This is a genomic window from Solibacillus sp. GQ1, from assembly GCF_059758555.1.
The window spans coordinates 1,603,384-1,622,856 of sequence record NZ_JCAXEX010000001.1; the positions used below are offsets into that span (position 1 = coordinate 1,603,384).

A 19,473-nucleotide genomic window follows, 5' to 3' on the forward strand; every position below is an offset into this window, starting at 1 on the left:
GTATGTCTATATTAATTAATATGCTAGGCCAAATAACGCTTTAATATGAGTCATATAGCGGATATTTGAAGCTTCTTTCATTAATGAAGCTGGTAAACCTACTAATTGAGTATTGTTTGCCCCAACTGTAGCAATACCGTCTTTGCGGCCTAAAGAACCTAACGTACCTGAGTTAGTAAATTTGAATTCTTTTAGGTCAGCACCTTTAATTTGTGCAAAAATATTGTAACCAGCAATTTCACCTTGCTGCCATGCTACTTGAGCAGTTGGAGCATAGGTTGGACGGTCACCTGGGTTTGGAATATGTGCTGAAGCATCACCAATAACAAATACTTCAGGATGTGAAGTAGATTGTAAGAAGTCATTGATTGTTGCTTTACCGCGATCTGCAGCTAAACCTGATTCTGCTACTAATGGAAGTGGAGCAACTCCACCTGTCCACACTAATGTGTTTGCAACGATTGGTTCACGGTCTTTTAATTGAATAACATTGCCTTCAACGCCAGTAACAGGTGTTGATGTAATGAATTCTACACCGCGTTTAGATAATGACTGAGTTGCACGATCGATTAAGTTTTCTGGGAATACCGGTAAGATTTTTGGACCTGCTTCAACTAGTTTGATTTTAAGATCTTCAAATTTAACACCGTATTTCGCCGCAACTTTAGGGAAGTGGTCTACGATTTCACCAACAAGCTCAACGCCTGTTAAACCGCCACCGCCGATAACGATTGTCGCATCTGCTTCGTCTTTTGTTGTTGCATATGCTTTAATGCGTGCTTCGATATGCTCGCGAATTGCATTAGCTTCATCAACTGATTTTAATACGAAAGAGTTTTCCTCTAAACCTGGGATTCCGAAGAAACCTGTTTGGCTGCCTAGAGCAACAACTAATGTATCGTATTGTAATGTTTTGCCGTTTGAAAGTACTACATTTTTGCTTTCAACGTCAAAGCTGTTTACTTTTGCGATTTCCAAGTTGATGTCATAACCTTTGAAAATCTTTTCAAGTGGCAATGCTACAGCACCTTCAGCAATTGTACCGCCAGCTAAACGGTGTAATTCAGTAATGATTTGATGTGTAGGGAATTGGTTTACAACTGTAATACGCGCTTCGTCTTTATTTAAATATTTACGAGCTGTTTGTGCTGCTAATACACCAGCAAATCCAGCACCTAAAATAACGATTTCTTTAGTTACCATATTAAAAATCCTCCAATAAAATTAGATTATACAAATTATTTCATTTGTTTACGTTCAGATGCTACTTGTAAAAATGCATTAGCAAAACGTAATGCCCCTTGAACTTGTGGGTCTTTTAACATTTTTAATAAGCCGAATACGCCTACTGTTTCATTGCTTACTTCAGCACGGTCTTTTGCTTCGATCGCTGTTTGTGCCAATGATTTTGCAGTACCAACGACTGGACTAGCCATTTCTGTTACAGCAGCAACTGTATCATTTTTTAATGTTTCGTCAGTTGCAACACTCGTCGCGAAATCATATGCTTTTGTTAATAATGTAGTCATCTCAGCCAATTTCGGTAAGTTATCTACTAAAGTAGTTAATGAAGCTTGTACCTCTGGCTTTAGTAACTGGTCTAATACATCTAATTGCTCTTGTGTAACAGCCATTTTTTCTACCTGCTGATTATTCATTTCTGACATAATAACTCTCCTTTGCCATCACTTAATATTATTTTTTTTCGAAAATTTTATACCGATTGTAAAAACTTTCACATACCATTCAATAAGCAACGATAGCACAAAGATTCGTTTGTTACAATTAGAAAACGGAAATAAACGACCGAAAAACTTAATTCAAGAATATTCTGTTATTTTATTATTAAAAAAAATTTTGTTTTTATGTATTTAGCGTATTTTTGTGTATTTTATAATAAAAATTTCCCTTCATTATTTTTAATATTGGAATTATTTTATAAGTTGTTTCTTATCATTATTAAAGGTTAATTAGGTATTTATATGTTAGAAAACAAAAATTCTTTACAAGTAAAAGTGATTCGCCCCCTCCTCTATTTCCCACCATGTTATTTTTCTAAAAAAACTTACTCTCCAAACGGTTGATTTGACTCAATAGGAACCTCCACGTTGCTATGAAACGAAAAAGTGCGTACTTTTTTTAATTTTTAACTGGATCCATAATAAAAAAGCAACGAAATACTTATTCAATTGGAGGATCAATAAATGATTACTAGTTTACAGGATACAATCAAATTAAATAATGAGGTAAAAATGCCAGCAATGGGCCTTGGCGTCTTTCAGGTGGAAAACGACACAACAGCAGAAATCGTTAAAAATGCGATTGAGCTAGGTTACCGCAGCATTGATACAGCCGCTATTTACGGAAACGAAGCGGGTGTTGGCGAGGGCATTAAATTAGCACTGGCCTCTACCGGTTTAAATAGAGAGGACTTATTCATCACATCTAAAGTTTGGAATGCCGGATTAAATTATGAGGAAACTGTTTCAGCTTACGAAGAGAGCTTGGAAAAATTAGGGCTGGACTATTTGGATCTATATTTAATCCACTGGCCAGGTAAAAATAAATTTGCCGAGTCTTGGAGTGCTTTAGAGGATCTGTATATAAAAGGTAAAATCAGAGCAATCGGTGTTTGCAATTTCAATATTTCGCATTTGCAGGATTTAATGAAAAACGCTCGGGTAACACCAGTCATTAACCAAGTTGAGTTTCACCCGCGCTTACAACAACAATCATTACGTGCATTTTGCAAAGAGCACAATATTCAATTGGAAGCTTGGGCTCCATTAATGCAAGGCGATCTACTCGAAGATCCGACGATTGCAAAGATTGCCGAAAAGTATGGAAAATCAAATTCACAAGTTATTTTACGTTGGGATATTCAAAATGGAGTTATCACGATTCCTAAATCCGTTCGTAAAGAGCGGATGGCGCAAAATGCCGACATTTTTGACTTTAGTCTAACTGATGAAGAAATGCAGATTATTAATGCGATGAATTTAGATAAACGGGTCGGTCCGGATCCGGTAGTTTTTGATTTCTAATTTGAATGGAAGATTTGAAGAGACAAAAAGCCTCAAGTTTTTTGAGGCTTTCATTATTTTCATTAGGATAGTTTTTGCTCAGCAATATCATCATCACGCTGCATAAGAAGAACTTCTTCACCATTCTCTTTTAATTTATCGATATGTTTCTCCCCCCACGTGCAAAGTAAGTTGAGCACCGGCTCCATCTCGTGTCCATATGGGGTTAAGGAATATTCCACTTTCGGCGGTACTTGGTTGTACACCTTACGATTAATTAAACCGCATTGCTCAAGTTCGCGTAATTGGGACGTCAGCATTTTCTGTGAAATGCCGGGAATTAACCGGCGAAATTCATTCGTCCGGATTTGACCATGGTGATTGAGGTGACATAGAATGACTGGTTTCCATTTACCCCCAATGACTTCGAGTGTTGCTTCGACACCAATATTATAAACTTTTTTCATTTTGAAACCCCCAGTATTATCAAAAGTAACTAAAAGTACTGTACATGCTTTTTTTGTATGTATGAATAATACTATACCCTATAAAATAAATCAAAGGAGTTATTTTAATATGTCTACATTAAAAACACCAAACGCCAGATTAACACTTCTTGCGTTAGCAATCAGTTCGTTTGGTATCGGTTCCACAGAATTTATTAGCGTTGGATTGCTCCCGCTTATCACAAATGAGTTTGATATTACTTTAAGTACTGCAGGATTAACAGTATCAATCTATGCATTAGGCGTTACAATCGGAGCACCAATTTTAACCGTTTTAACATCCCGGCTTGACCGTAAAAAGGTGCTGCTGATCGTAATGGTACTTTTTATCGTCGGTAATTTATGGGTAGCGATAGCACCAACATTTACTTTACTGTTGATCGGACGCATTATTTCTGCTTTTGCCCATGGTGTATTTATGTCGATTGCGGCGGTTATAGCTGCTGACGTTGTGGCACCAAACAAACGGGCAAGTGCCATCGCTTTTATGTTTACAGGATTAACTTTGGCAACTGTCAGTGGAGTACCTTTAGGAACATTCATTGGCCAAGTAACGGATTGGCGGCTATCATTCATCTTCATCGTCGTTATTGGCATAATTGGGTTAATCAGCAATGCATTCCTTGTACCAAATAATTTAACAAAAAGTAAACCAATTTCATTAAGTGATATTGGAAAAGTATTAAGTAATTTCCGTATGCTGTTAATTTTATTTATTACAGCAATGGGTTACGGAGGCGTATTTGTTGTTTACACATATGTGTCCCCTATTCTTGAAAATCAAATGGGCTACTCCCCTCATGCGATTGTCGTAATATTAGTTGTATACGGAATTTGTGTCGCTATTGGTAACACAATCGGTGGCCACTTTGCAAATATTAATCCACTGCGTGCGATATTCATCTTCTTTATTGGACTAGCCTTAACGTTACTTGGTGTATACTTCTCATTTGATTCCAAAGTAATTGGGCTCGTAATGGTATTAGCAATGGGACTGTTTATGTTTATGAATGTGCCAGGCTTACAATTGTATGCCGTTCAGCTATCCGAAAAATATGTACCAGCTGCTACTGCAATGGCTTCTGCTTTAAATATTTCAGCTTTCAATATCGGGATTTTCCTCGGTTCATATGTCGGCGGTTTGATTGTACATTATCAGTCACTGGACAATACTCCCCTATACGGATTTTTAATGGTAATCATTGCAGCAAGTATTACATTAGTTTGGATGATAGTAGAAAATAAACAAAATGTTTGTACTAAGAATGAATTCCCGCCATTATCCAAAAATTAATATTTATAATATAGTTAAGTAGAAATGGATAGAAACCTCTCAAACATTAATGTTTGAGACGGTTTCTGTTTTTGTTTATAATTCCATATGGAAATATTTCAAGAGGAGCTCAACCGAATTTCCTAGTTCTTCGGAATATCTCCACAATTTAACCTTCAAAATTCCATTATATTTGCTATGCTTAGATTGAAGGAGCGTTATTTAATGAAAAAGATTATTTTTATACTGATTTTGGCCGTTATTGGCTTTCAATTTTTTACGACTGAACAAGTTGGTGCTCCCGACTTACCTCAGCAGCTTTCACTAGCATCGTACTCCGTCTCAAACGGGGATCTTGTCCTTGTTAACCGGGACATCGCATTACAGAATGAACCAGGCAACTTAGCCACCATTCCAGATGATATTGCTGAAAATGTAATCGTCAATTCAGAGTATTTTCTTGAAGAACAGGCTATTGCACCACTCAAGCAATTATTTGATGCGGCAGCGAAGGATGGAATCGAGCATTTCATAATCAATAGTGCCTATCGCAGCGGAAAACTTCAGAAACAGCTTTTTGAACAAATCGGTGCCGATTATGCCCTGCCAGCCGGCTATAGTGAACATCAGACGGGCTTATCGATTGATATTGGTTCGACTATCGGCAAAATGGAGAATGTTGCAGAAGGAAAATGGATGGAAGAAAATGCAGCGGAGTTTGGCTACATTCTACGCTATCCTAAACACAAAGTCGACATTACCGGTATTGAGTATGAACCTTGGCATTTCCGATACATAGGCTTGCCCCATAGCGTGATGATGAAGCAGCACGACTTCGTTTTTGAGGAATATATCGCTTATCTAAAAGAGAAGCAATTTTATAAAATGAAATTAGATAATACAACTTATTTCGTGCATTATACCGATAACAAAACATCTGTTAACACACTTGAATCAGACAATATCAAAGTATCGGGTGATAATGTCGGAGGATATATTATTACTTCCGTATTGGAGGAAATATGATAGGCGTTCGTTAATGTTAATGGGATAAATAAAAAACGACCATTTGCAAGTTGCAAATGGGTCGTTTTTCATTTTTATTGCTAGATTATACTTTAACTTCATTCTCTTTATTATACGTTGCATGTTGTTTTCTCGCTTCGAGCACTTTGGATGCCGAAAAGATGAATACTGCCAGCCAAATACATACGAAAGTGATGAATTCTGTCAGTGTAAAAGGCTCCTTGTATAAAAAGATACCGAGCATTAAGCTGATCGTTGGTGCCAAAAATTGAATAAAGCCCAATAAATAAAGTGGAATTTTTTGCGCACTTTTTGCAAATAGTACAAGTGGCACGGCCGTCACGATCCCGCCGCCCATTAATAATAGATTGGTTTTCCAGTCCACATGCATAAAGGCAATTTCCGACGTATTCATTAAATAAATATATATCGCAACGGCAATCGGTAAAACAAACAATGTTTCGATTGCGAGTCCGCGTGTCGCATCGAGCGGAATCTGCTTTTTAATTACACCGTAAAAAGCAAATGTCAGCGCCAGCGCCAGTGATACCCAAGGAATCGTTCCGCCTAATATCGCCTGATACCCTACCCCGATGGCCGCAATGATAACGGCTACTGCAGTTGCCCGGGAAATTTTCTCTTTAAAAAAGATCAATCCGAACAATACGGATATAAGCGGATTAATATAATAACCTAAACTTGTCTGTAGTAAATGTCCATTGTTTACTGCCCAAATAAAAATTCCCCAATTGAGCGAAACAAAAACCGATGCTATGAACAGTAAAAAAAACTGTTTCTTATTTTTCCATAGCATTTTTATATCTGCTATCATCTGTTTGTACTGACGGATCAGCAACACAAACAGAACGGTGAATACAAAGGACCAAATTACACGTCCCACTAATATTTCTACACTGCCCACATGCTGCAGCTGCTTCCAGTACAGGGGAATGATTCCCCACATTAAATAGGCGCCGATTGCTAATAAGACGCCCTTCTTTAGTTCTGACATTGGTGCACCTTCTAATTTTTGATACTCTCATTATAGATGTCCATATTTGAGAAGTAAATAATTGTAGCTTAATAGTGACATTAAAATTATTCCACTATACCATTTTGTAGTAAGTACATTTTGTGATATAACCCTTTTTGTGCGATGAGTTGCTGGTGTGTACCACGTTCAACGATCTCACCTTTATGCAATACTAATATTTGCTCGGCATCCTGAATTGTTGAAAGTCTGTGGGCGATTGCGATCGTTGTACGGCCTTTGCGCATTTTTTCCAATGACTGCTGAATACCGACTTCCGTTTCGGTATCGATCGCTGCCGTTGCTTCATCGAGTACAAGGATTTTCGGGTTTGTCGCAATTGTCCTCGCAAAAGCCACCAGTTGGCGCTGACCGCTTGAAAACGTTGAACCTCGTTCTGTTACACGGCTTCCATAGCCATCCGGAAGCGATTCAATGAAATCATTTGCCTGCACAAACTCTGCCGCTTCCTTCACCTTCTGTAATGTGAGATTTTCATTATACAGTCGAATGTTCGAATCAATCGTTCCGTAAAACAGGAAAGGATCTTGCAGTACAAGCCCCATTTTTTCTCGCAGTTCCCTTTGTTCGTAATCTTTGATCGACTGGCCGTCAATTAAAATTTCACCGCGCTTAAACTCATAGAAACGCATTAGGAGATTGATAATTGAACTCTTTCCGCTGCCGGTATGCCCGACTAATGCAACCGTCTCCCCTGGATTGACCGTGAACGAAATATTTTTAAGCACGTCTTGCTTGCCGTCATAGCTAAACGACACATTTTTAAATTCGATATGGCCTTTTGAAACTTGAACCGGCTTATTTTGCTGTGCTGGCTCGAGCTCTTCATTATCTATCAGCTCAAATACACGGGATGCCGCTACAATCGCTTGCTGGAACAGTGCGAGACGTTCCATTACTTGATTGATCGGGTCAAAGAAACGGTTCATATATGTTATGAACGCATAAACAACCCCGACTTCCACTGCTGTTTCAAATGATGTCCATCCAAAGTAAAACAGTAAAATAACGATTGCTGTAAAGTACACTAAGTCAATAATCGGACGAAGCAAAAGACTGTTCATTTTCGTATTGGCCATCATTGACTGGAAATGCTCTTCATTGACACGGTCAAATTCGTCATTGAAACGAGGTTCTTGACGGAAAGCCTGCACGATACTCATTCCAGATAATGTTTCAGAAAGTTTCGCATTAAGCTCACTCAGTTTTTCCCGCATGCGCATATACACAACCGAACTCATTTTGCGGTAGAGCCAAATGATGTACATAATGACCGGCAGCAAAAGCAGCATGTAAAATGCTAGCTTTGCATTTAGGAAAAACATCGCAAAATACACCCCGACAATTAAAAACGCCGCCTGTACAAAGCTGATGAGTACCGACACGAACATATCTTTAATAGCTTCCGTATCATTTGTTGCCCTGGACACGATTGAACCAGCCGGAACCTGATCAAAATAGCGCATGCCAAGTCGGTGAATTTTTGAAAACACATCAATTCGCAGTTGTTGAATAACTTTTAGTGCAAGCTCCTGGAATTTAATATTTTGATAATATGTGATAATAACGTTCAGCAACTGAATAATAAAGTACCCAACCCCGAGTGTGACGATTGGGGTCATATCAAAATTGCCGATCATTAAATGGTCGTCGATATAGACTTTGATCAAATACGGACCGATAATATCTCCGAGCACGGTTAAAACAAGAAGAAACAGCGCAATGGCCAATATCTTTTTATGTGGCTTTAAATACGTAAAGAGGCGCTTTAAAACGAGGCGCTGTTCTTTACTTGAGATCGTCTCATTCGCCATCGTGGTCACCCCCCTGTTCCACTAACTGCTCAAGTTGCTGTAACTGGTACATTTCATAATAGCTTCCTTCTAGTGCCATTAACTGTTCATGGGTACCTTTTTCAATAATTGTACCTCCATCAAGAACGATAATGACATGTGCCTGCTGGATTGCGCTTAAACGGTGTGATGTAATAATCGTTGTCGCATTTTTCCGCTCTTCTTTTAATGCATGCAAAATCGCTTCTTCTGTCCGCGCATCAACCGCAGATAAAGAATCATCCAAAATGAGCAGTTCAGGTTTCATAAGTAATGCTCTAGCGATGGAAATACGCTGTTTCTGTCCACCTGAAAGGGATACCCCTCGTTCTCCGACAATCGTGTCATAACCATCTGTAAAGCTCATAATGTCTTCATCAATATTTGCAAGTGCCGCCGCTGCACGAACTTCCACCATGCTTGCACGTGGATTGGCAAAGGCAATATTGGAATAAAGTGTTGCCGAGAATAAAAAATGATCTTGCGGTACATAACCAATCGCCTGACGCAGAGAACTTTTCTTATAGTCATTTATATTGTGTTCACCAAATTGTATTGTTCCTTCATATCCTTCAAACTCACGAAGCAACAGCTTTAAGATCGACGTCTTCCCCGCACCTGTTTTACCGACGATTCCGAGTGTTTCGCCGTGTTTCAGCTCAAAATGCACATCGTGTAATGTCGGCGCCGCATCTCCAGGGAATGTAAATGAAGTGACATTGAATAGAAGATCTCCTGAAGGATTTTCTTCAATTGCGTCAACCTTGTCATCGATTTCAATCGGGGTATTTAAAATGCGTTCGATCCGGTCATATGAAACACTGCCTCGCTCGACAATATTGAACAGCATTCCAATTGCCAGCATCGGCCAGATCAGAATACTTAAATACGTCGTAAAAGTAACTAAATCACCGACTGTCATCGCATCTTCCAAAATAAATTTCGTCCCGAATCCAAGGCTTAGCATGAAACTTAACCCGACAACAAAGCTGATTGTTGGGTCAAATAATGAATCGACTTTTGCTACACGCATATTTTTTTCCACAACTTCATCGGAAAGCTTCGTAAAATCCGTAACGTCCTCCTGTTGCTGACCAAACGTTTTCAGTACTTTCATTCCGCTGATACTTTCCTGAGTTTTATCGTTTAAATCGGAAAATGCAGCTTGGGCATGACGGAACCGCTCATGCAGAAGTTTGCCGTAATAGCTCGTCGATAAGGCTACTAGCGGCATCGGAATGAGTGCAATTAATGTCAGACGCCAGTCAATCGTGATTGCCATTGCCAAAATGACAAAGCCCCCTGTTGTAAGCGAGTCAAATAATGTTAAAACCCCGCCGCCAGCTGTTTGCTGTACTGCACTTATATCATTTGTTGCATGTGCCATTAAATCCCCGACACGATTTTTTTGATAAAATGACGGAGACATTTGTGTAAAATGGCGATGGAGCTTCTCGCGTAATGTTCGCGCCAACAAGTTAGACGATCCAAAAATCATTTGACGCCAATAGTAACGCAGTATGTACATGGCAATTGCTACACCGATAATGACAGCAAGCCATTTAAATAGGCCAGCTTTTGTTAATGTCCGTGATCCGATCTCATCAATAGTAAAGCCAATAATTTTCGGTGGCACGAGTTGCAGGATGGCTACTAGTACAAGCATTAGAAGTCCGACTGTGTATTGGTATTTTCGCTCTTTAAAAAACCAACCTAATTTAAGAAATACCTTCATTCTTTCACCCTCTTTTTTTACTCAAGTCCCACCATTTTACCAAATATTTTAATTTTCCGATATATTTTACAAATATTTTTTTTCGGATTCCGAATTATTTTTCTGATAAAAATTTTACTGATGATTTTGTAACGGTTTTTGCATTTATATTTTCGCATTCAATATTTCTGTATCTTTTTGTCCATACTACAATCAATACTCCATTTACAGCAGATTTATTTTAATTTTTCTGCAGGAATGGGAACTGCTAAATGAATATCGAAAGGAAGTTTTTTTATTGAGGAAACAATTATTATTATCGTTTGTTGCTACATTTTTATTATTTGTACCGGGAGCATTCGCACATACACACTTGGTATCAACAAATCCTGCAGAAGGTGAGTCGGTTAACGAAAATATAAAAACGATTGATTTAACGTTTGAAGGAAAAATTGAAGAAGGCAGTCTATTTAAAGTAATAGCAAGTGATGGTAAGGAGATGGCGATTCATTCTATTTCTGTAAATGATGGAGTTCTATCCGGAATTATGCTTGATCCTCTTCCAAATAACACTTATACCGTTGAATGGGATAGTATTAGCGAGGATGGCCATCCGTTATCAGGTTCATTTTCATTTGCAGTAAATGCGCCTGCGGAGACAAAGAAAGAAGAGGATAATGCAGCTGATACAACTGAAAAAATTGCCAACGATGTAGATTCACTTGTCGATACATTAAAGGATGAAACGAATTCAGATGATAATGACGAAGGATCATTTTGGACGCTCGTTATTGTCATTACGCTGATTGTACTTGTGCTGGCAGTGATAACGATGTACAGCTATAAGAGATGGTTAGTTAAGAAAACGAAAAAATAAAACAAATAAAAACTGCACTCTAACTGTTTAAAAGTAACAATTAGAGTGCAGTTTTTTACAAATTACTGTGCTGTTATTCCGCCATCTACTACAAACTCTGCACCTGTTGAGTAGCTTGACTCGTCAGATGCTAAGAAGACTACTAATTGAGATACTTCTTCTGGTTGCGATACGCGTTTCAGCGGGATATGTTTAGCAAATTCTTCAATCGCAGCTTTTGCATCTTCCTGCATAATCATTGGAGTTGCAATAACACCCGGGTGTACTGAGTTTACACGAATACCCATTGGCGCCAAGTTTAATGCAGCTGCTTTCGTCATACCACGAACAGCAAATTTAGTATCTGTATAACCTACAGCACCACCAACTAAGCCATTGATTGACGAAATGTTGACGATTGAACCTCCACCAGCTTTCATCATTGAAGCCGCTACTGCTTTCATACCTAAGAATACAGATACTTGGTTAATATTGACGATTTTCATGTATTCATCTAAAGACATTTCCAGCATGTTTTTGTTCATCGAAATACCTGCATTGTTTACTAGTACGTTTACAGGACCAAATGCTTCTTCTGTTTTCGCGATAACAGTTGTCCAATCTTCCTCTAAAGTAACGTTTTGTTTTACGAAGATAGCATTTCCCCCTAATTCTGCAGCAAATGCTTTCCCTTTTTCTTCATTTAAATCTGTTAAAACTACTTTTGCACCTTGTTCTACAAATGCCTTTGCATGGGCAGCACCCATACCTTGAGCAGCACCTGTAATAATTGCAACTTTACCTGTTAATCGAGTCATCAAAATCATCCTCCCAAAAATATGATAGTTAACTATCACTATCTTAATTTAACAATAACAATGTTTGATCGGTCCGTCAATTTTTAGTCGCTATGAATTGTAAAAACATCTTCTTAATAAGTTGTAACTGCTTTTTAGGATCTAATTTCACAGGTAGATCAGGGTCATGCTCGGTCAAATAGGATTCTACAGTAAAATAACTTATATTTTGTACGACAGTAAACACATACTCCGGAATGTCAATGCCAGCTCGGATTGATTGATCTTCCATTCCTTTTTTTGCAATAGAATACAATACATTGGCCATTTCTCTTCGAATATCTAGAAATTCCTTGTACTCGTACGTCTCTTCAGATATCGGTTTATATGCTTCGAACGCTTTAAAAAACTTCACGAATTGATGCTCCGAATCATCGATTAACTCAATATAATAAGTTAATATCCGTTCAATTTGTTCATAAGCGTTCATTGGTTCATTTGCAATGTGCTTGATAGAATTTGTCATTTCCCTAGTTATTTCATTATTGATTGCTAAAACGAGCAATTCTTTATTGGCAAAATAACGATAAAATGTCGCAATACCAATCCCTACTTCATTTGCAACGTCCTGTAATTGAACTTGTTGAATTCCGTTATTTAACATCAATGTTTTTGCTGCCTGAATGATTTGTTCCCTGCGCTGTTGTTTTCTTTGTTCTCTGATGCTCAATAGTATTCCCCTCAATTTTACATATTATAGCTGTATTGTATCATGATTATGTACGGTTAATTTAATGGTCATGCTCAAAAAAATACACCGCAACAATTGGATTCAATCGTTGCGGTGCGTATATTAGCGTAAACGTTCCAAGTCCTGATAATCTTTCATATATGGGCCATCTTCAGCCACAGCTGAATGGTACAGCGCTTTAACAGCAAAGTTTTTTTCCAGTCCCATTTCCGATTTCAGTTTTTTCAGTTCATCATGCAGTTCGCGATGCTCGTTGATTAATTTCAGCATCGTTGTTTTATTGTATTTCATCTAATATCACTCCGATTAGTTCATCACTTGAATGATGACTACTTTTAAATAATTGAATTCCGGGAAATTATGCGGCACCGTGAAATCTTCCGGCAACTGGTGCTCTTCTAAAATTTTATAGCGTGCACCATAATCTTTAAACGCTTTGTCGATAAATGTTTTGAACTTTTTCATATTAAAGCTTGCATTGTTTGTCGATGCGATAATAACGCCACCATCGTTTGTAATAGTTAACGCATCCTTGAGCAATTTCGGATAATCTTTTGACGTACTGAACGTCATTTTTTTCGTACGGGCAAAGCTTGGCGGATCCAGTACAACTACGTCGAACTTCAGGCCTTTTCTTGCTGCATAACTGAAATAGTCAAATACATTCATCACTTTAATATCCTGTGATTCATAGTCGATTCCATTCACACTGAATTGCTCAATTGTTTTCGGCAAGCTGCGTTTAGCCAGATCGACACTCGTCGTACCTGATGCACCGCCTAAAGCTGCGGCAACCGAAAACGCACCTGTGTACGAGAATGTATTTAGCACCGTCTTATCAGTTGAATAGCGGTCACGTAATGCTTTGCGTACATTTCGCTGATCCAGGAAAATTCCTGTCATTGCCCCATCATTCAGATCAACCGCAAAATTCATGCCGTTTTCCTGAACGATCAGCGGAAATTCGCCTTTTTCACCGGATACATAATCATCCTGATCAATATATTGACCATTTGTATCAAAGCGCAGTTTTTCATAAATACCGCGTGTATTCACTGCCGCATTCAATGCTTCATAGATATCATTACGGAATGAATAAATTCCTTCACTGTACCAGCTCACCATATAAAAGCCGTTAAAGAAATCAATTGTCAAACCGCCAATGCCGTCGCCTTCACCGTTAAACACACGGAAAGCTGTTGTATCTTCAGAGGCAAAAAAGTCTGCACGTTTTTCAGCAGCTTCACGGATTTTTTTCGTAAAGAACTTCACATCAATCTGCTCTTTTTCTTTACGAGTCAGTACCCAGCCGATTCCCTTATTTTGAATCCCGTAATAGCCCGTTGCAATATATCCGCCGCTTTTATCAACTAAATGAAGAAGACTACCTTCTTCAATCGATACTTCCGGCATTACAACAGTATCTTTTAAAATTAATGGATTGCCATTCGTCAAATCCTTAATCGCTTTACTTTCTACTTGTAGTTCTGTTTTTTTTCTCATGCTTTCATCCTTACTACTGTTTTTCGTTCATAAAAAAGAGAGACTTGTTATAGATACAAATCTCTCCGTACAATATAAGTTTACTACGAATGCTTGCGAATAGCTACTCGCATGTTGAGTTGTACTTACTTTTGGATGAACTCTCGTATACATCCTACATTTGAAATGCTGCTTGCTTCTCATTGATTTCAATTTCAAAGCCTAAATCTCTGATTAATGCATAATCCGCATTTTCCTCTTGCCCTTCTGTTGTTAAATAATCCCCTACAAAAATACTATTTGCAGCATACAACCCAAATGGCTGTAACGAACCTAAGTTGATTTCACGTCCTCCAGCAATTCGTATTTCCTTTGTTGGATTAATGTAGCGGAATAAGGCGAGTACTTTCAAGCAATAGCGGGGATCCAGCTCCTTTGTACCTTCTAGCTTTGTACCGTCAATTGCATTTAAAAAGTTGATCGGAATGGAGTCTGCATCCAGCGCATGAAGTGCATAGGCAATATCAACAACATCCTGTTTCGTTTCACGCATCCCAATAATGGCCCCCGAACAAGGTGACATTCCATATTTTTTAGCAATTTCAACTGTATCGACTCGATCTTTATATGTATGTGAAGTTGTAATATAATCGTGATGCTTTTCAGATGTATTCAAATTATGATTATAGCGGTCGACTCCAGCTGTTTTTAATTGTTCGGCCTGTTCATCTTTTAGCAGCCCTAAACAAGCACATACTTTTAAACCATATTTTTCTTTAATTTCCTGAACCGCTTCACTTACAACCTTTACATCTTTACGTGTCGGTCCGCGTCCACTCGCAACAATACAAAACGTTCCAATCTGATTTTCAAATGCTTTTTTAGCTCCGGCAATAATTTCTTCTTTTGTTATAAATGGATATTTTTCAATTGGTGCAGTGGAAATGGATGATTGTGAGCAATAGCCGCAGTTTTCAGGACAATAGCCACTTTTTGCATTCATAATCATATTTAGTTTTACCTTTTTACCGTAATAGTGTTTCCGAATAAGGAAGGCCCCTTGCATTAATAGCAGCAATTCATCGTCTGGTGCATGGACAATGGCTAACGCTTCCTCATTCGTAAGTATTTTTCCTTCGAGAACTTCTTCAGCTAATTGAACCCAATTCATTAATACTTCCCCCTATTGATCAGTTCGATTTCTTTTATAATCATTAAACAACTGATTTAAAATTCTTCACTTTCGTTAACCTTCAATTTTATAAGGTTAACGTAAATATAAAGTAATCACCTTTTTACGTCAACTATATTTTTTATTTGGTTAACTTAAGAGATGACTTTGTTAAGGGAACGTATAAAAAACTCCCCATTAAGAGGAACAGTTTTCCTGTCCACATAATGGGGAGCATATTTTAAAAGTTACGTTGTTACTTTAAATACTGTTTTCATTTTTTCAATAATTCCGCCTGATGAATATGTCAGTACACTTCGTTTGTAGAATGACAGACTTAAGAAGTATAGTGTCAGTACTGTCACAACTAAAAGAGCAAAGCTAATGATTGGTTCAATGGCATTCATATCCGTCGCACCTAAACGCATCGGCATAACCATACCTGATGTAAACGGTATGTACGAGAATACTTTAATCAGCATTGTATCCGGGTTACCCATACCTGTCAGCATTACGTAGAATCCTACAAGTGTCAGCATCATTGCCGGCATCATTACTTGCCCTGCCTCTTCTACTTTTGATACTAGGGAACCGAATAATGCGCCAATAATTAGATACATGAAAATCGTTAAGAATAAGAACCCGATAATATACAAGAAGTAACTGATCGATAATGAATTAAGCAGATCGGTTACAATTGACCATTTGTTTCCGCCATCCGAGAAGCGAAGTAATAATAATAGGCCTCCGAATAGAATGACGAATTGGGTAAGTGCGACTAGAAATACACCGACAATTTTTGAACGGAAATGCACTTCAGGCTTCACGCTCACTAATAACATTTCCAGTGCACGAGACCCTTTTTCCGAAGCAACATCTGTTGTAATCATTGATAAATACGATGCGACAAAAATATAAATAATAATCCCAATCGCATACGAAACCCAAACACCCGCCATTTTTTCTTCTGCAGATTTACCGTCATCCGCAGCTTCATTCAATGAATTTAACGTAATGACCGGTTCTGACGATAAAAGTAGCTGTTGCTGTTCTGGTGATAATTCCATTTGGCTCATCGCATACAGCTGACCTGCTGCACTTAGCGCACTTTGGAAATCTTGCTGGTCATTTAGCGGAAGCGGATCATATGATTCAATTTTCGCCGCTAGTTTGCCCTCTGCATCTGATAAGGTAAAGGCAGCATAATAATCTCCATCTTTCAATTTATCCGCGATATCCCCCGATTCAACATATACATATTCCACATCATCGGTATCCTGCAGTACTTGCGCGATATCAAAATCAGTTTCATTTACAACAGCAACTGTATCGGCATCCCCAGAGAAAATGAGGTCTTTGATTTCAGACCAGAACATAAACCCGCTTAGCACAACTAAATAAAGCAATGTTGTTAAAATAAAGGACTTCGATGTAATTTTTTGTTTATATAACTTTTTAATGAGCACTTTAAATTTAGACAAGGCCGGCACCTACTTTCTCTTTGAAGATTTCATGCAGGGATAAATAATCTAAACTGAATTTTTCGATGTAATTGCCGTTTGAAAGCAGGTCAAAAATTTCAGGTGCATATTTTTCATCTTCAAGGGTCAGTACTGCCTGTGAATCCCGTTCCATTTTGACATGATTCACACCTGGGTAGTTGCTTAATACTTCAAAAGATTTGTCAGTACGTACTGTCAGTTTCGTTTTACCGTACTGCTTTTTCAGATCAAGCAGCGAGCCTGAAAACAGGGATTCCCCGCGCTTTAATAAGCATAAGTGATCACAAAGCTCCTCAACGTTATCCATTTGGTGACTCGAGAATAAAATTGTCATACCTTGGTCGCGCAAATACAGAATCGCATTTTTCAGCAGCTCCATGTTTACCGGGTCCAATCCACTAAACGGTTCATCAAGAATTAAAAATGCCGGTTTATGAATAAAGCTGGCAATTAATTGGACCTTTTGCTTATTCCCTTTCGATAAAGTCTCGGCTTTTACATGTCGTTTTTCTTCCAGATCAAAGCGCTCGATCCAAAAGTCGATATCTTTTTTCAGCTCGTTTTTATCCATTCCATGCAGCTCGCCGAAAAAGTAAAGCTGCTCTTCCACTTTCATTTGCGGGAAAATACCGCGTTCTTCCGGTAAATAACCTAAAAAGTCACGGCTTACCGATTTAATCGGCTGCCCATCCCATGTAATGATACCTTCTGTTGTATCCTGTAAATCCAGAATCATTCGGAATGTAGTCGTTTTACCTGCACCGTTTTGTCCGATCAAGCCGAATATTTCGCCTTTTTCAATTGTAAAGTTCAATCGATTTACCGCAACAAAATCACGGTAACGTTTCGTCACATCTTTCAGTTGTAACACCATGAGCGTACCTCCTGTTTATAAGAACTAGCGAAATTCCATTATATAGCAATTATTCGGATTATAAAATGAGTAAAAAAAAATATGTAATAAACACAGCATATAAAAATACTTAACAATTTCATTCGCCACTATGTTTATGTACGGAACAGAACAAGAAAAGATTCATTATTACGAAAAAAACTTAGTAAGGAATTTATCCATACTAAGTCCGTAAAGAAGTTATTTAAATTTTTCTTTAAAAGTAGGGCTCAGTTCGCTCCACACATCGAATTTGTTTTTATCCAAATCATAAAAGACAAAATTTCTTCCGGCATGCCCTCGATCTTCAATCTCACCGACTTTCACACCGCTTTGCTGAAATTCTTTATGCAATTTTGCTAAAGCGTGTAATCCATCAACTTCAAATGTTATTGAAAAACGTTCGTTTCCATTTTTATCTTTAAAATTGGCAGTGACATTTTCATTAGATTTCACTAGAAAGAAACTTTGATTCGCAAAGTTTAATATGGCTTTATCCGTGTCTTTGTAACTTAAAGCCGCTTCCAAGTTCTTTACATACCATTCAGCAGATTGATCCACATCCGTTACCGGTATGTAAGTTGTTCCGACTCTCACTAATTTATCGCCCATTTTTCTTCTCCCTTTTAAGTTCTACGCAATGATTGGTAAATAGATTTCTACTTCTTCCCCTTCGCTGACAGGGTGATAAGTTTCGATAATATAAGAATCAAGATCTCTTTTAAAATCTTGCGCTGTTCCCCAATTCAGCAAATTTTCATGAAGTTTATCCAACTCCATTATGTTCCCTCTTGTCGTGATATAATGGTTATTCGTCTCTACATAATCCATTCCTGTCGGGATTCTCTTCACTCTCTCGCGAACGATAAGTCCTACATAGAAATTACCTGTCGTATGATCGGCACTCTTTTTAGGCTCATATAATGCAATTTCACTTTCAGTCGGGAAGTCGATCTCACTAAAACGGCTTAATAACCGTTTTGCAAGCAATGGTACTTCACTTCCAAAGTTTTCATACACCCCGCTGCCCATTAAGCCAATCAACTTGAATTCTTTTTTTAACATTTTAAATGTCAATTAAATCACCGCATTATTCATTATTTTTAATCCACTCTTCCAGCAATTTACGGTCAAACGGTTCATTTAATTTTAGATAACCGGTTGACCGTAAATTTGTTCCCTCTTTTTCCCGTTTTACTCTATCATTATCGTAAATCGTATAGGTGACCGTCTTCCCGAGCGATTGGTCGGAGAATTTAATTGTATAATAGGATGTGGTTTCTTTTACTTTACGTACCCTTTCGGATGGCATTGTCTCCAGCATAAGGTAAAGTTCACTTACTTCATCCATATTGTAAGAAACTGATGAATCATTTGATGGATATTTAGCGACTGTGACCTTTGTTAATTCTTTACTGTCCACTGTATGCAATTCATCGAACTCTTTAGAAAACTGGTACATTTCATATTGATTCCACAAATAATAAACACCTAAAATAAATCCAATTAATAAGACTATTTTTATTGATTGCTTCATTTCATCCCCCAATATGCAAACGTTAATTTCAATAAATTTTACCATATTTTCCTTTTAATC

General features: G+C 37.9%; 20 protein-coding genes. 4 read left to right on the plus strand and 16 right to left on the minus strand.

Annotated elements, in window-relative coordinates:
- Positions 1-15 precede the first annotated feature (15 nt).
- The gene (locus AC6CH1_RS08065) at positions 16-1,203 is read right to left on the minus strand and encodes an NAD(P)/FAD-dependent oxidoreductase (RefSeq protein WP_251687636.1); all 1,188 of its coding nucleotides are present in this window, start codon (positions 1,201-1,203) and stop codon (positions 16-18) included.
- A gap of 35 nt (positions 1,204-1,238) precedes the next feature.
- Complete coding sequence (locus AC6CH1_RS08070; protein WP_498316998.1) at positions 1,239-1,667, minus strand: helical membrane plugin domain-containing protein; 429 nt, start codon at positions 1,665-1,667, stop codon at positions 1,239-1,241.
- Between the two features lie 537 nt (positions 1,668-2,204).
- Between AC6CH1_RS08070 and AC6CH1_RS08075 the strand changes: the two genes are divergently transcribed.
- A complete protein-coding gene (locus AC6CH1_RS08075; protein ID WP_251687631.1) occupies positions 2,205-3,044 on the plus strand; it encodes an aldo/keto reductase in 840 nt (279 codons plus the stop codon).
- 62 nt (positions 3,045-3,106) lie between these two features.
- On the opposite strand, the gene AC6CH1_RS08080 is transcribed toward AC6CH1_RS08075, so the two are convergent.
- The gene (locus tag AC6CH1_RS08080) at positions 3,107-3,490 is read right to left on the minus strand and encodes a winged helix-turn-helix transcriptional regulator (RefSeq protein WP_251687630.1); all 384 of its coding nucleotides are present in this window, start codon (positions 3,488-3,490) and stop codon (positions 3,107-3,109) included.
- A 109-nt stretch (positions 3,491-3,599) separates the two neighbouring features.
- Between AC6CH1_RS08080 and AC6CH1_RS08085 the strand changes: the two genes are divergently transcribed.
- On the plus strand, positions 3,600-4,823 hold the full coding sequence (locus AC6CH1_RS08085) for an MFS transporter (RefSeq protein WP_498317000.1): 1,224 nt from the start codon (positions 3,600-3,602) through the stop codon (positions 4,821-4,823).
- 204 nt (positions 4,824-5,027) lie between these two features.
- Positions 5,028-5,828, plus strand: a complete 801-nt coding sequence (locus tag AC6CH1_RS08090; RefSeq protein ID WP_498317001.1) for a M15 family metallopeptidase — start codon at positions 5,028-5,030, stop codon at positions 5,826-5,828.
- Between the two features lie 85 nt (positions 5,829-5,913).
- Here the strand turns inward: AC6CH1_RS08090 and rarD are convergent, their stop codons facing one another.
- The 3 genes from rarD to AC6CH1_RS08105 all read right to left on the minus strand — a co-directional run bounded on the left by rarD (position 5,914) and on the right by AC6CH1_RS08105 (position 10,446).
- Entirely contained in the window at positions 5,914-6,840 is a 927-nt protein-coding gene (gene rarD / locus AC6CH1_RS08095) for an EamA family transporter RarD (RefSeq protein WP_251687623.1), read from the minus strand.
- Between the two features lie 86 nt (positions 6,841-6,926).
- A complete protein-coding gene (locus AC6CH1_RS08100) occupies positions 6,927-8,693 on the minus strand; it encodes an ABC transporter ATP-binding protein (protein ID WP_251687621.1) in 1,767 nt (588 codons plus the stop codon).
- Complete coding sequence (locus tag AC6CH1_RS08105) at positions 8,683-10,446, minus strand: ABC transporter ATP-binding protein (protein ID WP_498317003.1); 1,764 nt, start codon at positions 10,444-10,446, stop codon at positions 8,683-8,685. The genes AC6CH1_RS08100 and AC6CH1_RS08105 overlap by 11 nt, the downstream gene beginning before the upstream one ends.
- Before the next feature lie 277 nt (positions 10,447-10,723).
- Between AC6CH1_RS08105 and AC6CH1_RS08110 the strand changes: the two genes are divergently transcribed.
- Complete coding sequence (locus AC6CH1_RS08110; RefSeq protein ID WP_251687616.1) at positions 10,724-11,302, plus strand: copper resistance CopC family protein; 579 nt, start codon at positions 10,724-10,726, stop codon at positions 11,300-11,302.
- 62 nt (positions 11,303-11,364) lie between these two features.
- On the opposite strand, the gene AC6CH1_RS08115 is transcribed toward AC6CH1_RS08110, so the two are convergent.
- The 10 genes from AC6CH1_RS08115 to AC6CH1_RS08160 form a co-directional block, all read right to left on the minus strand.
- A complete protein-coding gene (locus AC6CH1_RS08115; protein ID WP_251687614.1) occupies positions 11,365-12,099 on the minus strand; it encodes a glucose 1-dehydrogenase in 735 nt (244 codons plus the stop codon).
- Between the two features lie 76 nt (positions 12,100-12,175).
- Complete coding sequence (locus AC6CH1_RS08120) at positions 12,176-12,808, minus strand: TetR/AcrR family transcriptional regulator (protein ID WP_427709644.1); 633 nt, start codon at positions 12,806-12,808, stop codon at positions 12,176-12,178.
- Positions 12,809-12,931: 123 nt separating this feature from the next.
- Positions 12,932-13,120: a hypothetical protein gene (locus tag AC6CH1_RS08125; protein WP_008403793.1), complete on the minus strand. Its 189-nt coding sequence runs from the start codon at positions 13,118-13,120 to the stop codon at positions 12,932-12,934.
- Positions 13,121-13,135: 15 nt separating this feature from the next.
- On the minus strand, positions 13,136-14,332 hold the full coding sequence (locus AC6CH1_RS08130; RefSeq protein ID WP_251687610.1) for a class I SAM-dependent rRNA methyltransferase: 1,197 nt from the start codon (positions 14,330-14,332) through the stop codon (positions 13,136-13,138).
- A gap of 154 nt (positions 14,333-14,486) precedes the next feature.
- Positions 14,487-15,482, minus strand: a complete 996-nt coding sequence (gene bioB / locus AC6CH1_RS08135) for a biotin synthase BioB (protein ID WP_498317006.1) — start codon at positions 15,480-15,482, stop codon at positions 14,487-14,489.
- Positions 15,483-15,730: 248 nt separating this feature from the next.
- Positions 15,731-16,972, minus strand: coding sequence for an ABC transporter permease (locus AC6CH1_RS08140; protein WP_427709639.1), 1,242 nt, complete (start codon positions 16,970-16,972; stop codon positions 15,731-15,733).
- Positions 16,956-17,858, minus strand: a complete 903-nt coding sequence (locus tag AC6CH1_RS08145) for an ABC transporter ATP-binding protein (protein WP_251687605.1) — start codon at positions 17,856-17,858, stop codon at positions 16,956-16,958. Before AC6CH1_RS08145 ends, AC6CH1_RS08140 begins: the two co-directional genes overlap by 17 nt.
- A gap of 219 nt (positions 17,859-18,077) precedes the next feature.
- Positions 18,078-18,488: a VOC family protein gene (locus tag AC6CH1_RS08150; RefSeq protein WP_498317007.1), complete on the minus strand. Its 411-nt coding sequence runs from the start codon at positions 18,486-18,488 to the stop codon at positions 18,078-18,080.
- Positions 18,489-18,509: 21 nt separating this feature from the next.
- Positions 18,510-18,953 (minus strand): GyrI-like domain-containing protein, encoded by a 444-nt coding sequence (locus tag AC6CH1_RS08155; protein WP_498317009.1) that lies wholly within the window; start codon positions 18,951-18,953, stop codon positions 18,510-18,512.
- A gap of 13 nt (positions 18,954-18,966) precedes the next feature.
- Positions 18,967-19,413: an aspartate aminotransferase gene (locus AC6CH1_RS08160; protein ID WP_498317010.1), complete on the minus strand. Its 447-nt coding sequence runs from the start codon at positions 19,411-19,413 to the stop codon at positions 18,967-18,969.
- Positions 19,414-19,473 lie beyond the last annotated feature (60 nt).

What these genes read in the sequence shown, in the direction of transcription:
- AC6CH1_RS08065 (WP_251687636.1), bottom strand. Translation starts at nt 1,203, where the DNA reads ATGGTAACTAAAGAAATCGTTATTTTAGGTGCTGGATTTGCTGGTGTA.
- AC6CH1_RS08070 (WP_498316998.1), bottom strand. Translation starts at nt 1,667, where the DNA reads ATGTCAGAAATGAATAATCAGCAGGTAGAAAAAATGGCTGTTACACAA.
- AC6CH1_RS08075 (WP_251687631.1), top strand. Translation starts at nt 2,205, where the DNA reads ATGATTACTAGTTTACAGGATACAATCAAATTAAATAATGAGGTAAAA.
- AC6CH1_RS08080 (WP_251687630.1), bottom strand. Translation starts at nt 3,490, where the DNA reads ATGAAAAAAGTTTATAATATTGGTGTCGAAGCAACACTCGAAGTCATT.
- AC6CH1_RS08085 (WP_498317000.1), top strand. Translation starts at nt 3,600, where the DNA reads ATGTCTACATTAAAAACACCAAACGCCAGATTAACACTTCTTGCGTTA.
- AC6CH1_RS08090 (WP_498317001.1), top strand. Translation starts at nt 5,028, where the DNA reads ATGAAAAAGATTATTTTTATACTGATTTTGGCCGTTATTGGCTTTCAA.
- rarD (WP_251687623.1), bottom strand. Translation starts at nt 6,840, where the DNA reads ATGTCAGAACTAAAGAAGGGCGTCTTATTAGCAATCGGCGCCTATTTA.
- AC6CH1_RS08100 (WP_251687621.1), bottom strand. Translation starts at nt 8,693, where the DNA reads ATGGCGAATGAGACGATCTCAAGTAAAGAACAGCGCCTCGTTTTAAAG.
- AC6CH1_RS08105 (WP_498317003.1), bottom strand. Translation starts at nt 10,446, where the DNA reads ATGAAGGTATTTCTTAAATTAGGTTGGTTTTTTAAAGAGCGAAAATAC.
- AC6CH1_RS08115 (WP_251687614.1), bottom strand. Translation starts at nt 12,099, where the DNA reads ATGACTCGATTAACAGGTAAAGTTGCAATTATTACAGGTGCTGCTCAA.
- AC6CH1_RS08125 (WP_008403793.1), bottom strand. Translation starts at nt 13,120, where the DNA reads ATGAAATACAATAAAACAACGATGCTGAAATTAATCAACGAGCATCGC.
- AC6CH1_RS08130 (WP_251687610.1), bottom strand. Translation starts at nt 14,332, where the DNA reads ATGAGAAAAAAAACAGAACTACAAGTAGAAAGTAAAGCGATTAAGGAT.
- bioB (WP_498317006.1), bottom strand. Translation starts at nt 15,482, where the DNA reads ATGAATTGGGTTCAATTAGCTGAAGAAGTTCTCGAAGGAAAAATACTT.
- AC6CH1_RS08145 (WP_251687605.1), bottom strand. Translation starts at nt 17,858, where the DNA reads ATGGTGTTACAACTGAAAGATGTGACGAAACGTTACCGTGATTTTGTT.
- AC6CH1_RS08150 (WP_498317007.1), bottom strand. Translation starts at nt 18,488, where the DNA reads ATGGGCGATAAATTAGTGAGAGTCGGAACAACTTACATACCGGTAACG.
- AC6CH1_RS08160 (WP_498317010.1), bottom strand. Translation starts at nt 19,413, where the DNA reads ATGAAGCAATCAATAAAAATAGTCTTATTAATTGGATTTATTTTAGGT.